Genomic DNA, 14,810 nt, shown 5'->3' with positions numbered 1-14,810 from the left:
TTTGAATCTGGAAATAATGCGGCTAAATGTGGCCAAAAAATGTCGCTTTACATTTTTCCAGTCAACCAATGGCGAGTTAATACGTTTATTACTTTGAGTCTAATTATTATTGATAACTTGGAGGAAGCTATGGTGACTTTAGCCAATAACGGAGGTAAGTCTTTATTAATAGCAAGCATGTTGCTACTGCTGGCTGCTTGCGGAGGCAGCTCGAGCCCAGAGGCGGAGCCGCCGCCACCAGTGAGTAAAGCTTGTGAAACTACGGATGAAGACAATACCAATGATGAATGTGGAACCTTGCTAATTGATGTGACCGATGCAGAGGGTGATTTTGTAACTTATCAGGTTGAGTTAAAAGCCATGACCTTAACTAAGCAGGATGGCACTGTGGTGAATGTAATGCCTGCCTCAAGTCAGTTGGATTTTGCTCAATATACCGAATTATCCGAGCTGGTTTCTGCGGTCACGATCCCCAAAGGTATTTATACCAAAGCTTTAGTCACTTTAGATTACAGCGATGCAGATGTGCAGGTGGAAAAAGATGGCGAAGCCGCTACGGCGCTGGTAGTGGATGCGCTTGGTGAGCCTATCGATCAAGTTGAGGTTTCCATTAACCTTGATAACCGCGATCAATTAAGAATTGTACCGGGCGTACCGGCTATGTTAGAGATTGATTTCAATTTGGAAGCCTCGCATGAGGTGGATCTGCAAGCGGTGCCGGTAGAGGCGGTTTTAGGGACAACGCTAACCGCTGAAATCAACCCGCTCGAGACAAAGGACTTTCGTATTCGCGGACCTATGCTGCGTGTCAATACTGACGATGCTTACTATCGCATAGCTTTGAGACCTTTTTACCATCGTATACAACAAGAGATAAAATTCGGTGGTGTGAATATTCATACGGATGATGACACCCTGTTTGATATCAACGGCGAGATGCTTCAGGGTAGCGATGGATTAGCTTTGCTTGCTGAGCAAACTCAAGGTACGGCGACCGTGGCTTTTGGCACTTATGACCGCAGCGCAGGTAAATTTACTGCGATGCAGGTATATGCTGGTTCAAGCGTTCCGGGTGGTGAATTTGACGCTGCTTTAGGTAGTGTGATGGCGCGCGAGGCGGATGAATTAACCTTAAAAGGTGTTACTTTGGTAAGAACCGATGGCGAGGTCGGTTTTCACGAGTTAGTGACAGTGAAAATTGGTGATGAGACTCATTATAAAAAGCAATTTTTGCACAGTGAAGAATTAACTAAAGCTTCGGTTTCTGTCGGGCAAAGAGTTAGTGTCCTAGGAACATTCGAGGCTCTAGAAGAGAGTGAAGACTCTGATGCTAATCAAGTGTTGGATGCAACCCAAGGTAGCGTGCGTTTGCTCTTAACTTCGATAGCGGGGACTCTAAATCAAGATTTGGGCAGCGAGCTGGAGCTTGATTTACAAGTGATCGATCGTCGCAATCCTGATAGGTTTGATTTTAGCGGGACTGGTCAATCGAGTGATTTAGACGCGGATCCGATGGCTTATCAAGTTGGTCTGGGTAACTTGGTGCCTAACCCTTCGATTAACGCGCCACTAAGAGTTACAGGCTTCGTTAATGATTTCGCGGCAGCGCCAGTGGATTTTAACGCTGCGAGCGTGATCGATTACACTGAGTCTGGGGCAAAAATGTTAGTCTCGTGGTTGGATGATGGTTCTGCGCAAGCCTTTAGTCAACTGGATGCAAACGCTATGGCAATAGACTTGCTAAATCCAGAGTTGGGTGAGCGCCATTATTTGCGTCGAGGCGGTATTATTACCGATTTGAATGATTTAGCAGAAGGTTGGTTAATGCTGCCTAAATCATCGGGACTGGGTTTATTCGCTATCAAAGAATCTGACAATATAACGCTACATTCTTCATTCGAAAATTTTGTTTCGGATTTGCAAGCGCGCCTGGATCAGGGGCACTTGGTCAAAGCGCTATTTGCCAATGGCGGTTACCAAGAAGATACTAACCAATATCAGATTGCAAAAATGGTGGTGAAACTGGGCGCCAATAACGATTAGAATCGTGATAGATAATTAAACATTAATAGGTGAATAGGCCTCAAGTCTATTCACCTTGTGTTATTGATTAAGGAGTTATTATGTCCGACTGGACAAAATTATTGTTGGGGTTTGCGGTTAGCCTTTTCTGTGTGCAGCTTGTGGCAGAAGATAAAGCAGGAATTTTATTAGAGTTTGGTTATCAAAAAGATGAGGATGATGCTGAAGATTGGTCGTTTGCCATGACCTTTCAGGCCGATGAGAAATCGTGGTTTGATGTGTATTTTCACCGAACCAAAATCCTTTCTATCGATATCAGCCAGCCGAATCCGTTTGCCAATGAAACTTCCGAAGACTTGTTAAAATATGGTGCAGGCTATCAACTGGAGTTAGGCGATTGGCAGTGGGGTTTTGATGTAAGCCGCTGGACGGACGATAAGACCATTGAATCGCACGATCTCAAGATTAGTCCCAGTTGGAAGCAGGATAGTTATGAGTTAGGTGTTAATGCGATTTATCGTGATTTGGAGTTTAAGGTGGCTAACTTTAACTTTTCGGGTCGGACTTTTAAGGAAGATATTACTGGCGTTGGCTATGGTATTTTTGCCAGTTTTTTCCCTAATGAGCGCTGGTTTATTAATCTTGAGGCGAACAATTATGATTATCGAGGACGCTTAATTGAGACAGAGGCTTTCGATTTTTATACCCGTTTTATTTTTGCATCCGACGACAGTGTGCTGGATAAATCTAGGGGGGTCAGAGTTGGTTATAGTTTTGATTTAGGCTTGCAGTCGGTGAGTTTGGATTATCAGCAAAACCAATCTGCTTTTGATCGGATTAACAATGACCAATTGGAATTTAATTATCAATTTCCGCTAAACCAATATCTGGATTTACGGTTACTGGTTGGTCATAGTAAAGCGGAAAGCTTTGATGGTTTTTATTATGCTGGCCTAAGTTTTGTGTTATTCAATTAGATTGGGCAGTGGTGATGGGACAATGTTAATGATAAGTCAACCAAGAGCGACTTTGAACGTTCTATTAGTAATCTAAGCTAAAAGATAATGACCAAGATAACCACTAGGTTAAGGATAGGGTAAGGTAAATCGTGCTGAAGAATCGCGCACAGTTGGACCGGTTTTTAGCGAGCGTTGAAGCTTCGGCCTATCGCATGGCTTATGCTGCGACTTCGCAGCGTGAAGAAGCTCTGGATATAGTGCAAGATAGTATGATGAAACTAGTGACTAAGTATGCAAATAAGCCCAGTGAGCAATGGAAGCCTTTGTTTTATCGGATATTACAAAGCCGCATCCGCGATTGGTATCGCAAGCAAAAAGTGCGCAGTATCATGGGCTCAGTGTTTAATCGGAATTCGAACGAACAAGAATATTCATTGCTAGAAGCTAGTGCGGATCGCCAAGATTGGGAGCCAGAAAATAAATTGAGCATAAACCAATCCATGCAGCAATTACAGCTGGCTGTGAATGAGCTGCCATTGAAGCAGCAGCAAGTATTCTTATTGCGCATGATTGAACAGGCAGATGTGAAAGAAACGGCGGATATTATGGGCTGTAGCACTGGTACGGTGAAAACTCATTTGTCCCGAGCAATGCAAAAATTAAGAGGTGTTTTAGGTGAGAAGGTTTTAACTTGAACAAGTTTTTGATGAAAAGTTCTTTGTTAAAATCTTTAGGTGAAAATTATGAGTGATAAACAAGATAAATGGTTATCGGAAGTTGAAAAACAGTATCGGAGCGAGTCTATGACCGATGCACAAGTATCGCCCGAGGTTCGTCAGCGTTTAGCGTCGATGCGCCAAGAAGTACTGGATACTGCAGAGGCCAATCAATCGATTTCTGATTGGCGCAAGTTGGCCATTCCTAGCGCTTTAGCAGCGACTTTTGTCATGGTATTTATCGGTGTGAATTGGAATAAAATGTCTACAGATACTTCCTTAGCATTTAATCCTGAGGAGATCCCCATTATTATGGCGACTGACGAGATTGAATTTTATCAGGAGCTAGAGTTTTATGAATGGCTTGAGCAGGAAACTCATTAAAGGTGTATTGATCATGAGTTTCCCCTTAATGTTAGCAGCAACAGAAACATCAGAGCCGAAATCAAAAGCTTCTGAGGAGAAACATCCGCCCTTGTTGGATGAAGACTTTTTATTACTCCTATCAGAAATGGATTTGCCAACCAAGTCGCCGCTTAAGGTAAATGCCCAAGCTAATAAGCAAAAGCAAACCAAGCCAAAGCCACTCAGCCAAAGCCAACAACAGAGGCAGCAAGAAAAAGTGGAGCAATGGTTATTTTGGTTGGAACAAGAGATACCGCAAGACGAGAATAAAGCTACGGACAAAGGAGACGACCGATGAAGATCAAAAGTTTGGTTTTATGCTTGTTGTTAGGGTTTAGTCTCCAGCTGAGTGCGCTTGAAGAGCTAAACTGGCAGCAACTGAGTGCTGAGCAACAGAAAATATTAGCTCCTTTTGAGAACCGTTGGGGTGAACTGGATAGTGAGCGTCGACAAAAGTTGCTTAAAGGCGCTAATAATTGGCTCAGTATGTCGCCCGAGCAGCGCCAGCGTACCCAAAAATTGATTAAGCGTTGGAATAATTTGTCCCCTACTAAAAAGCAGGCGATTAAGAAAAACTTTACACGTTTCTCACAAATGTCTGATTCTAAAAGAAAAATTTTGATGCAGCGCTATAAATGGTTCCAATCTTTGTCGCCAGAGCAGAAGGCTAAAATCCGCAAAAAATGGAAGAATCGTAAAAAACGCTAATCTAAGCGTCTTGCTTGTCGGCGGTTAAAATGTGGCTAAAAAATAACCATGATTATCTGGCGAGCCTTGCCAGATTAAGCTATAATTCGCGCCCTTTTTTAAAGAATTTAGTTTTCCATCCATGAGTGAGCAACTAGTTAGCCCGCAGGCTGAAACGGCAACGAAAAAGTTATTTATCAAAACCTGGGGTTGTCAGATGAACGAATACGATTCTTCGCGTATGTCGGATCTGCTGAACAAAACCCATGGCCTTGAAGCGGCTGCGTCGGCAGAAGAAGCCGACGTGATTTTGCTCAATACCTGCTCGATCCGTGAAAAAGCCCAAGAAAAAGTGTTTTCACAACTTGGTCAGTGGAAAAATCTTAAAAATGATAAACCGGATCTGATTATCGGTGTTGGCGGTTGTGTGGCTTCGCAAGAAGGTAATGTTATTCGTCAAAGAGCGCCTTATGTGGACGTTATTTTTGGGCCACAAACCTTGCATCGCTTACCTGAAATGATCAAGCAAGCTTCAGGTCAAAAAAAGGTAGTGCTGGATATCAGCTTCCCTGAAATCGAGAAATTTGATCGCTTGCCAGAGCCTCGCGCCGAAGGACCAACCGCTTTTGTTTCGGTGATGGAAGGGTGTTCCAAATACTGTTCTTTCTGCGTAGTACCCTATACCCGCGGTGAAGAAGTCAGCCGTCCGTTTGATGATGTGTTGGCAGAGTGTGCGCAATTGGCCGCACAAGGGGTTCGCGAAATTAATTTGTTGGGCCAAAATGTTAATGCCTATCGCGGTATTACGCATGAAGGTCATAAAGCCGATTTAGCAGAATTAATCACTTATGTGGCGGCGATTGATGGTATTGATCGAATTCGTTATACCACCTCGCATCCGGTGGAATTTTCTGAGCGCTTGATTGACGTTTACGCCGAAGTGCCTGAATTGGTCAGTCATTTACACTTGCCAGTACAATCGGGTTCTGATCGAGTGCTCGCCATGATGAAGCGTGGCCATACAGCGTTGGAATACAAGTCGAAGATCCGCAAATTGCGTAAAATTCGCCCCAATATTTCCATGTCTTCAGATTTTATTATCGGCTTTCCTGGCGAAACAGATGGTGATTTTGAAGATACCATGAACTTGATTGCTGATATTGGTTACGATCACTCTTTCAGCTTTATTTATAGCGCTCGTCCTGGTACGCCAGCATCAGATCTAGTCGACGATACGCCGGAAGAGACGAAAAAGCAGCGTTTGAGTTTGTTGCAACAACGCATCAACCAACAAGCATTTTCCATTAGCCGTAATATGGTCGGCACTCGACAAACGGTTTTGGTGGAAGGGCCTTCGAAGAAAGATCCGATGGAGCTGCGTGGGCGTACTGAAAATAACCGTATCGTGAATTTCGTGGCGCCGCATTCGGTCATCGGCAAATTCGTTGAAGTGGATATTAGCGATGCTTTTCCTAACTCTTTGCGCGGTGAATTTATTGCCGATGGTAAAATTTATTAGGGGTTAGTGTTGGTACTAATCGTTAGTAGCAAACGGAATTAGGATTGTATCTATGTCGGAATTAAGTTCCCAATCATTCGATCTCTTGCCTGCCGATAACGCCCGTTTATCGGCTTTGCTGGGCTATTTGGATGAACACCTAAAACATCTCGAGCGTCGCCTCGGGGTGGAGATTAATGTGCGCGAGAATCAGGTGCAGGTGATTGGTGAAGCCAAAAATGCTGGCGCTGCGCGTCAGGCAATGGAATCTTTGTATCAGCAAACCAAGAAAAGTTTAGATCTCGACAGCGCCGATGTGCATTTAGCGATTCAAGAGGTGATGGCCGAGCAAGCTTTGGCGACAACGCCCGCCAGCGATGATGTTAAATTGATAACTAAGCGCGGTTTGATCAAGCCCAGAAGCCCTAACCAAAAGCATTATATTCAGGCGATTAAACATCATGATATTTCCTTTGGTATTGGCCCTGCGGGGACGGGCAAAACGTATTTGGCGGTTGCCAGCGCGGTGGATGCTTGGGAAAAACAGCAGGTCAGACGAATTTTATTAACTCGTCCGGCGGTGGAAGCGGGCGAGCGTTTGGGTTTTCTGCCGGGTGATTTAGCGCAAAAAGTTGATCCTTATTTGCGCCCCTTGTACGATGCCTTATACGAAATGTTTGGTTTTGATAAGGTCGCTAAGTTGATGGAGCGCAACGTGATCGAAGTGGCGCCACTAGCTTATATGCGCGGTCGTACTCTAAACGATGCTTTTGTCATTTTAGACGAAAGTCAGAACACCACTCCTGAGCAGATGAAGATGTTTTTAACGCGTATCGGCTTTAATTCTAAAGCTGTAATCACGGGCGACATTACCCAAGTGGATTTGCCACGCGGTCAGCGCCTCCGGCTTGCGCCATGTGATCAATGTCCTTAAAGACGTTGATTCTATCAGCTTCACCTTTTTCCAATCGCAAGATGTGGTGCGCCATCCCGTGGTGCAACGCATTGTTCAGGCCTATGAAGCTTTTGAAAAAGATGCTGACGATGCTCATCAAAGCGGCGCTAATGGTACTGATACCAAGACTGGCGTTAATACCGATAAGAAGTCATCATGAGCAGCTCCGAGCTAGTCGCGATAGATTATCAAGTCGCTACCGATCTTGCCGAGATCCCTTCTCAAGCGCAGGCCGAACATTGGTTGAGCACGGCTTTGCGACATCAGATGCAAACTGTAGAGGCATCAGTCGATAAATCTGCAAATCAAAACTATCCTTTGGAAGTTACCGTGAGGATTGTTGATGAAGCGGAAAGTCAGCAGCTCAATTTAGCCTATCGCGGCAAGGATAAAGCGACTAATGTATTGTCTTTTCCTTTCGAGCCGATGCCTGGTATGGAGTCGATGGCGCTTTCGATATTAGGTGATCTGGTGATTTGCGCGCAAGTAGTTGAAAAAGAAGCTAAAGCGCAAAATAAAGAGGCTCTTGAGCATTGGGCGCATATGCTGATACACGGTAGCTTGCATTTATTGGGCTACGATCATATAACGGAAACAGAGGCGCAACAGATGGAGTCTCTGGAAATAGAGACCCTAGACAGTTTGGGGATCGCAAATCCTTATGAAGTGGTTTAGATAGATCCCGCTTTTAGTGTTTAAACATGAATTATTTACCATTTATAGAGGCAAAAAAATAACTTTCCATGAACGACGATAAACCTCCGTCGAGAAACTTTTTTCACAAAATCACACAAATTTTCCAATCCGAACCGCAAGATCGTCAAGATCTGGTCGAAGTGTTACGCAGCGCTCGAGAAGACCAACTCATTAAAGATGATTCGCTTTCCATGATGGAAGGGGTGTTGCAAGTAGCCGAAATGCAGGTTCGTGACATTATGGTGCCGCGCTCACAGATGAGCGCGATCCATGAAGATGCCAAGCTGAATGAAATTTTACCGATGGTGGCTGAAACCAAACACTCGCGTTATCCGGTATTTGGCGAAGACCGCGACGATATTGAAGGCATTATGTTAGCCAAAGAGTTGCTGGTGTACGCTGCCGAAAACAGCGTCAATTTATCCGAATCCGAAAAGCAAGTATTTGATATTAAAGATATTTTGCGACCAGCAGTGATAGTGCCAGAGAGTAAAAGACTGGACGTGTTGTTAAAAGAGTTTCGCTTAAACCGTAATCATATGGCGATCGTGGTTGATGAATATGGCGGCGTCTCAGGTTTGGTCACGATTGAGGATGTCTTGGAGCAGATCGTGGGTGACATTGAAGATGAGTTTGATATTGATGAAGACGAAGGCAACATTAAACCGCATACCAATGGCGACTTTATGGTTAAGGCGCAAACCGAAATCGAAGATTTTAACGAAGAGTTGGCTGCAAAGTTCTCCGATGAAGAGTTCGATACTATCGGTGGCTTGGTGGTGAATCAATTTGGTCATATGCCGCAACGAGGCGAAAGTATTACCATGGGGAATTATCAATTCACGGTGGTAAATGCTGACGAACGACGGATCCACTTACTCAAAGTTAAAGCGCTTGAACCGCAAGAATAAAACCTAATCCTTTGATGAAGCAAAGCTCACAATCCAGCTGGTGGCGATACTTGGGTGCCTTAATCGCGGGTGCACTCTATCCATTGGCTTTTGCGCCGCTTAATTGGTGGTTTTTAGCGTTAATTTCGATCGCTGCTTTTTGGCTGCTGCTAAAACAACAGGCCTCGCGCTGCGCTGCTAAAATTGGTTTTTGTTACGGTTTTGGCCTGTTTGGGGTTGGCATTTCTTGGGTGTACGTTTCAATCAATACTTTTGGCAATGCGTCGCCGCCATTAGCGGTGTTTCTAACCCTCTTATTTATCGCCATTCTATCGCTACTGTTCGCTTTTTTAGCTTGGGCCCATCGGCGTTTTGGCGCTAAGTTTTCCTTGAGCGGCCAGCTTATCGCTTTCAGCCTGTTATGGTTAGCGCTGGATCTGTTTCAAAGCTACAGCTTCATTTCTTTTCCTTGGCTATTTGTGGGCTATAGCCAGACTGGACAAGCCTTTGCTGGTATCGGCTCTTTGCTAGGGGTGCACGGTCTGACGCTATATTTAGTACCCTTAGCGATTTTATTAGCCGAAGCGCTCGCCAATCGCCGGATAAACTCCGCCGCTATGTTGGGCTTTATCGTTTACGCAGTGATTGGGCTGGGGCTGTCTTGGTGGGGCATTAGCGGCAAAATTGAGCAAAAAGGCGCTTTAACTGTGGCGCTAGTGCAGCCAAATACCGATCAACATCAAAAATGGAATCCCGAGTATTTTGCTCCAATCGTTAACGGCCTTTTGCAACAAACGGAAAATTATTGGGGCGCTGATCTAGTCGTTTGGCCGGAAGCAGCGATCCCAGCGATGGACAGTCAGGTAGATTTCTTGCTTGACGATTTGAGTACAAAAGCCCAAGAATCTGGTTCAACTTTTATTACGGGGATTCCGCTACGGCCCGATCCTGAAGCTAGCCAGATCTATTACGCGGGGATCAAAATGCTCGGTCAACAGCAGGTGGATTACCGTAAGCAACAGCTGGTACCTTTTGGCGAATATGTGCCGATGCAATCGCTATTTCGCGGCCTGATCGATTTTTTCGACCTGCCCATGTCGAGCTTTACTCCGGGTGACGCTAAGCAAAGCGGTTTTGAAACTGACAAAGCCTATCTTATACCAGCGATTTGTTACGAAATTGCCTTTTCTAACCTGATCCAGCGGCTTTCCAGTAAGTCTGAAACTGCTGGTGGCAAGGCGAAGCCGAAAGCGATTTTGACCATCAGCAACGATACTTGGTTTGGTACTTCTTGGGGTCCTTTGCAGCATTTCCAAATGGCACAAATGCGGGCGATTGAAAATGGTTTGCCCGTTATTCGCGGCACCAATAACGGTATCACGGCTTTGATTAATCATTATGGACAAGTCATCGATCAAGAGCCACGCTTTGTTACCACCGAGTTAGCAGGGCTAATGCCTTTGACCCAAAGGTACACTATTTTTGGTCAGTTTGGTTACTGGCCTTTGGCCGTGATTTGTTTGATTTTAGTTCTGACGTTAGGCCTTAACTCTTTCCTGCGATCAAGGCCGCGTTAAATCCCCGAGTGCCTTGATTTTAGGTTGTTGTGGGCGACCAGCTAAGGTATCCTTGCCGCTTATATTTTGAACTTTAAACTGGTGTGATCTATCATTCTTTGCGCTAGTTAACTCATTGATTTTTAAGCAAATGCACATAGAAGAACATTATCAGCCGGCTGAGATTGAAGCCAAAGTCCAAGCCAATTGGGCTAAAAATAAAACCTTTAAAGCGATTGAAGATGCGAATAAGGAAAAATACTACTGCTTAAGTATGTTTCCCTATCCGAGTGGCCGTTTGCATATGGGGCATGTGCGTAACTACACCATTGGTGATGTGATTTCTCGCTTTCAGCGTATGCGAGGCAAAAATGTGATGCAGCCAATTGGTTGGGATGCTTTTGGTTTGCCGGCGGAAAATGCGGCGGTGAAGAATAATGCATCGCCAGCACCTTGGACCTACGAAAATATCGAATACATGAAAGGTCAGCTGCAAATGCTGGGTTTTGCTTACGATTGGGATCGGGAGCTGGCGACTTGTACTCCAGAATATTATCGCTGGGAGCAGTGGTTTTTTACCAAGTTGTATGAAAAAGGTTTGGTTTATAAAAAGACTTCGTCGGTTAATTGGTGTCCTAACGATGAAACGGTTCTGGCTAATGAGCAGGTGGTGGATGGTGCTTGCTGGCGCTGCGATACGCCAGTGGAACAAAAAGAAATTCCGCAGTGGTTTATAAAAATTACCGCTTATGCCGAAGAGCTGCTAAATGATTTAGAGACGCTGGATGGTTGGCCTGAGATGGTTAAAACCATGCAGAAAAATTGGATTGGCCGCTCCGAAGGGGTTGAACTGGATTTTGCGGTTGCTATTGATGGTTATGCTGAGGATAAGCTTCGGGTCTATACCACCCGCCCAGATACTTTATTTGGAGTGACTTATGTGGCGGTGGCTGCGGCGCATCCGTTAGCAACTTTGGCTGCTGAAAATAACCTTAAGTTGCAAGACTTTGTTGACGAGTGCCGCAATAGCAAGGTTTCCGAAGCGGAAATGGCGACCATGGAAAAGAAAGGCATGGATACGGGGTTAACGGTAACCCATCCGCTCACTGGCGAGCCGGTTTCGGTGTGGGTGGCGAACTTTGTGTTAATGGATTACGGCACTGGCGCCGTGATGGCTGTGCCAGCGCACGATCAGCGCGATTATGAATTTGCCACTAAATATAAGATTGATATTAAGCCGGTGATTAAGCCTGCCGATGGTTCAGAATTGAATATTTCGCAACAAGCTTATGTGGAAAAAGGGTTGTTATTTAACTCTGCCGAGTTTGATGGTATGGCGTTTGCTGAGGCTTTCGAGGCTATTGCACAAAAACTATCAGTCGAGAATAAGGGCAATAAGACCGTCAATTACCGGCTTAGAGATTGGGGCGTGTCGCGCCAACGCTATTGGGGCGCTCCGATCCCGATGGTTAATTTGGAAGATGGTTCAGTAGTGCCGGCGCCAGACGACCAGCTACCAGTAAGGTTGCCGGAAGATGTCAAGATGGACGGTGTGACCAGCCCTTTGATTGCCGATAAAGAATGGCAAAAAACTCAAGTTAACGGCCTCGAAGGAATTCGTGAAACTGATACTTTCGATACCTTTATGGAGTCGAGCTGGTATTACGCGCGTTATTGCTGCCCTGATTTTGATGAAGGTATTTTAGATCCCGAGCGCGCCAATTATTGGCTGCCGGTGGATCAGTATATTGGCGGGATCGAACACGCCACCATGCATTTGATGTATTTCCGTTTCTTCCATAAATTGCTGCGCGATGCGGGGTTTGTTAATTCTGATGAGCCGGCGAAAAAGCTATTATGTCAGGGTATGGTGTTGGCCGATGCTTTTTATTATGTAGATGCAAAGGGTGCTCGTCAGTGGGTTTCGCCACTTGAGGTTGAAATCCTTGAGCGTGACGATAAGGGAGCGGTGAGCAAAGCGGTCGATGCTAGCGGTCGAGAGGTGATTCATGCTGGCATGACCAAAATGTCCAAGTCGAAAAATAACGGCATCGATCCCCAATCGATGGTGGATAAATACGGTGCTGATACCATGCGTCTTTACACCATGTTTGCTTCACCACCGGATCAAACCTTGGAATGGCAAGACTCGGCGGTAGAAGGTTCGTTAAAGTTCCTGCGCCGTTTGTGGAAGCTGGTTCATAGTCATATCCAAAAAGGTGCGGTTTCGGCGATAGAGGTTGCTAGTTTGAATGGCGAGCAAAAAGCTTTGCGCCGTAAGACCCACGAAACCATTGCTAAAGTTTCTGACGATTATGAGCGCCGCTATACTTTTAATACGGCGATTGCCGCGGTGATGGAATTGCTCAATCAGGCGGCTAAAGCTGAAGAGTCCAGCGCGCAAGATCGAGCGGTATTACAGGAAGCGCTGGAAGCTGCAGTGCTATTACTGTCGCCGATCACGCCGCATATTTGTTCGGAATTATGGACCGCATTAGGCCATACTACGGATGTGGTCAACGCGACTTGGCCTGTGCCGGATAAAGCGGCCATGGTGCAAGATGAGAAACTGATCGTGGTGCAGGTCAATGGCAAAGTGCGCGCCAAGATAACGGTGGCGGCTTCTGCGACTAAAGACGAGGTGGAGCAGTTAGCGCTAAATGATGACAAGATTAAAAATTTTACGGAAGGACAAACCGTGCGTAAGGTGATTGTAGTTCCGGGTAAATTGGTTAATATTGTAGCTAACTAACAATCTAGGCATGTTAAGGATCTTAGGGTAAATGACGACAAAGAAATGGGCTTTGAGTTTTTTGTTGCTTACAAGCACCATGCTTGCTGCTTGTGGCTTCCATCTGCGTGGCAGCGGGTTTGATTTGCACCAGACCAAAGTTTGGCTATTAACACAGACCCCTAATGAAGACTTTGAACGTGCCTTGACTCAACGCCTAGAAACTCAGGGTGGTCAGTGGGTTAAAGATGCTGCAGCGGCCGATCTACAACTGGCGGTTGTGGGCTATCAGGTCGATGAACGAGTGGTGGCGCGCGACAGTCAAGGACGTGCCAGTGAGGTGGAGTTGATATTTACCTTGGATTATCGACTGGCAGCCAAGAATCAGAACTATGAGTCGGATTTAGCGCCCCTACAAAGTTTGTCGAGTCGTCGCGAGTATGCTTTTAACCGAAACCTGGAAACGGGGCAGGAAGTGGAAAAACGTCGTTTGATTCTAGATATGCAGCAACAAGTGATCAGTCGTTTGCTGCTACAAATAGCTAAAACGCAATAGTTTTTGTTTGGTATCGATGATTAGCAGCAATGAGTAACCTTTGAAAATATATTTAGAGCAGCTGGAACAAAACTTAAAAGGCCTTAAGCCTGTCTATTTGGTCGCTGGCGACGAGCCTTTCCAAAAGATCGAAGCTGCTGATAAAATTCGTCATTTTGTAAAATCGCAAGGGATCATAGAGCGGCAAATCATTGAAGAATCTGGTAATCGTAATCCACTAACCGAACAAGCTGGCACCATGTCGTTATTTGCCGAATCACGACTACTCGAGTGGCGTTTTGAAAAGTCGATTAAAAAAGCCTTTGGTGAATACATTCAAGAATTTATCGAGTCTGGCTCGCAAGATGTCTTATTGTTGGTTGCGCCCAAGCTTGCTAATGAAAAACGATCTGGCTGGTATAAAGCAATTGAAAAAGCCGGTTTAGTGGTTGAGGTTTGGCCAATACCTGCTGAAAGAATGGCTGGTTGGCTGCAAGCTCGAGCGCGTCAAGCCGGAGTCAAACTCGATCAAAGTGCTATTCAGGCACTGATCGAACGCTCGGAAGGTAACTTGTTAGCGGCGCACCAGGATCTCAATATGTTGGCCTTGTTAGCCAATGGACATCAAGTCACCAGTGATAATATCCAAGCTTTTGTTGGTCAAAACGCCCGTTTTTCCATTTACGAATTATCCGATGCTTGCTTGCTAGGGCAGGCCCCTCGCGCTTTGCGGATGCTCAATAGTTTGCAAGCCGAAGGGGTTTATCCTTTACCTCTGGTAAATCAGCTAACGCGTGAGTGTCAGCTACTCGCGGGCTGGGCTGAACAGGTTGAAGCTGGCGCTAGTATGCAGCAAGTCATGCAAGGCGCACGGCTGTGGGCTAAGCGGCAAAAAATTATGCAGGCGGCGTTTACTAAGGGTAGCAAGAAGAAATGGTATGCCCTACTGCAACGCTTAAGCTTTATCGATAAATCGGTTAAAGGCCAAGCCGATGGCGACGTTTGGTTAGAGTTGGCTTACGTGATCAGTTTAATCGCGGGAAGCAATCCTTTTCGGGCAGCATCTCGTCGCCAGCAGAGTCGTCCGGCGGATAAGGCTTCCAGTGGTAAAGTCCAGTCGATGGCGGATATGAAAAAATCCCTTGGGCTATAGATATTAG

Annotated in this window: 13 protein-coding genes and 1 pseudogene; all 14 read left to right on the top strand. The window is 45.5% G+C overall.

The window, feature by feature from the left end; translation table 11 throughout:
* Window positions 1-93: 93 nt before the first annotated feature.
* The 14 genes and pseudogenes from NFS34_RS02705 (at window position 94) to holA (ending at window position 14,803) form a co-directional block, all read left to right on the top strand.
* The gene (locus NFS34_RS02705) at window positions 94-2,043 is read left to right on the top strand and encodes a hypothetical protein (protein ID WP_251358346.1); all 1,950 of its coding nucleotides are present in this window, start codon (window positions 94-96) and stop codon (window positions 2,041-2,043) included.
* 80 nt (window positions 2,044-2,123) lie between these two features.
* On the top strand, window positions 2,124-2,999 hold the full coding sequence (locus NFS34_RS02700; protein ID WP_251358345.1) for a hypothetical protein: 876 nt from the start codon (window positions 2,124-2,126) through the stop codon (window positions 2,997-2,999).
* A gap of 131 nt (window positions 3,000-3,130) precedes the next feature.
* A complete protein-coding gene (locus NFS34_RS02695; RefSeq protein WP_251358344.1) occupies window positions 3,131-3,676 on the top strand; it encodes an RNA polymerase sigma factor in 546 nt (181 codons plus the stop codon).
* A gap of 48 nt (window positions 3,677-3,724) precedes the next feature.
* Window positions 3,725-4,081: a hypothetical protein gene (locus NFS34_RS02690; RefSeq protein WP_251358343.1), complete on the top strand. Its 357-nt coding sequence runs from the start codon at window positions 3,725-3,727 to the stop codon at window positions 4,079-4,081.
* Between the two features lie 13 nt (window positions 4,082-4,094).
* A complete protein-coding gene (locus NFS34_RS02685; protein ID WP_251358342.1) occupies window positions 4,095-4,400 on the top strand; it encodes a hypothetical protein in 306 nt (101 codons plus the stop codon).
* Entirely contained in the window at window positions 4,397-4,810 is a 414-nt protein-coding gene (locus NFS34_RS02680; protein WP_251358341.1) for a DUF3106 domain-containing protein, read from the top strand. Before NFS34_RS02685 ends, NFS34_RS02680 begins: the two co-directional genes overlap by 4 nt.
* A 121-nt stretch (window positions 4,811-4,931) precedes the next feature.
* Window positions 4,932-6,308 (top strand): tRNA (N6-isopentenyl adenosine(37)-C2)-methylthiotransferase MiaB, encoded by a 1,377-nt coding sequence (gene miaB, locus NFS34_RS02675; RefSeq protein ID WP_251358340.1) that lies wholly within the window; start codon window positions 4,932-4,934, stop codon window positions 6,306-6,308.
* 52 nt (window positions 6,309-6,360) lie between these two features.
* Window positions 6,361-7,402 (top strand): annotated as a pseudogene (locus NFS34_RS02670) (PhoH family protein).
* On the top strand, window positions 7,399-7,917 hold the full coding sequence (gene ybeY / locus NFS34_RS02660) for an rRNA maturation RNase YbeY (protein WP_251358337.1): 519 nt from the start codon (window positions 7,399-7,401) through the stop codon (window positions 7,915-7,917). The pseudogene NFS34_RS02670 and the gene ybeY overlap by 4 nt, the downstream one beginning before the upstream one ends.
* Window positions 7,918-7,985: 68 nt before the next feature.
* On the top strand, window positions 7,986-8,849 hold the full coding sequence (locus tag NFS34_RS02655) for an HlyC/CorC family transporter (protein ID WP_251358336.1): 864 nt from the start codon (window positions 7,986-7,988) through the stop codon (window positions 8,847-8,849).
* A gap of 14 nt (window positions 8,850-8,863) precedes the next feature.
* The gene (lnt, locus tag NFS34_RS02650; RefSeq protein ID WP_251358335.1) at window positions 8,864-10,405 is read left to right on the top strand and encodes an apolipoprotein N-acyltransferase; all 1,542 of its coding nucleotides are present in this window, start codon (window positions 8,864-8,866) and stop codon (window positions 10,403-10,405) included.
* 136 nt (window positions 10,406-10,541) lie between these two features.
* The gene (gene leuS, locus NFS34_RS02645) at window positions 10,542-13,136 is read left to right on the top strand and encodes a leucine--tRNA ligase (protein ID WP_376707956.1); all 2,595 of its coding nucleotides are present in this window, start codon (window positions 10,542-10,544) and stop codon (window positions 13,134-13,136) included.
* A gap of 31 nt (window positions 13,137-13,167) precedes the next feature.
* Window positions 13,168-13,671, top strand: a complete 504-nt coding sequence (gene lptE / locus NFS34_RS02640; RefSeq protein WP_251358334.1) for an LPS assembly lipoprotein LptE — start codon at window positions 13,168-13,170, stop codon at window positions 13,669-13,671.
* 40 nt (window positions 13,672-13,711) lie between these two features.
* Window positions 13,712-14,803 carry a DNA polymerase III subunit delta gene (gene holA / locus NFS34_RS02635; protein ID WP_251358333.1) on the top strand — a complete coding sequence of 364 codons (1,092 nt, stop codon included), beginning with the start codon at window positions 13,712-13,714 and terminating at the stop codon, window positions 14,801-14,803.
* Window positions 14,804-14,810 lie beyond the last annotated feature (7 nt).

The sequence above is a fragment of the Kangiella sp. TOML190 genome (assembly GCF_023706045.1).
GTDB lineage: Bacteria > Pseudomonadota > Gammaproteobacteria > Enterobacterales > Kangiellaceae > Kangiella.
Note: the sequence above shows the minus strand (reverse complement) of the source record. Positions and strands in the feature narration are given on the sequence as shown.

Bases quoted from the DNA above. Each gene is read 5' to 3' on its own strand.
- NFS34_RS02700 (WP_251358345.1), top strand. From the start codon at position 2,124: ATGTCCGACTGGACAAAATTATTGTTGGGGTTTGCGGTTAGCCTTTTC.
- NFS34_RS02690 (WP_251358343.1), top strand. From the start codon at position 3,725: ATGAGTGATAAACAAGATAAATGGTTATCGGAAGTTGAAAAACAGTAT.
- NFS34_RS02685 (WP_251358342.1), top strand. From the start codon at position 4,095: ATGAGTTTCCCCTTAATGTTAGCAGCAACAGAAACATCAGAGCCGAAA.
- NFS34_RS02680 (WP_251358341.1), top strand. From the start codon at position 4,397: ATGAAGATCAAAAGTTTGGTTTTATGCTTGTTGTTAGGGTTTAGTCTC.
- miaB (WP_251358340.1), top strand. From the start codon at position 4,932: ATGAGTGAGCAACTAGTTAGCCCGCAGGCTGAAACGGCAACGAAAAAG.
- ybeY (WP_251358337.1), top strand. From the start codon at position 7,399: ATGAGCAGCTCCGAGCTAGTCGCGATAGATTATCAAGTCGCTACCGAT.
- NFS34_RS02655 (WP_251358336.1), top strand. From the start codon at position 7,986: ATGAACGACGATAAACCTCCGTCGAGAAACTTTTTTCACAAAATCACA.
- lnt (WP_251358335.1), top strand. From the start codon at position 8,864: ATGAAGCAAAGCTCACAATCCAGCTGGTGGCGATACTTGGGTGCCTTA.
- lptE (WP_251358334.1), top strand. From the start codon at position 13,168: ATGACGACAAAGAAATGGGCTTTGAGTTTTTTGTTGCTTACAAGCACC.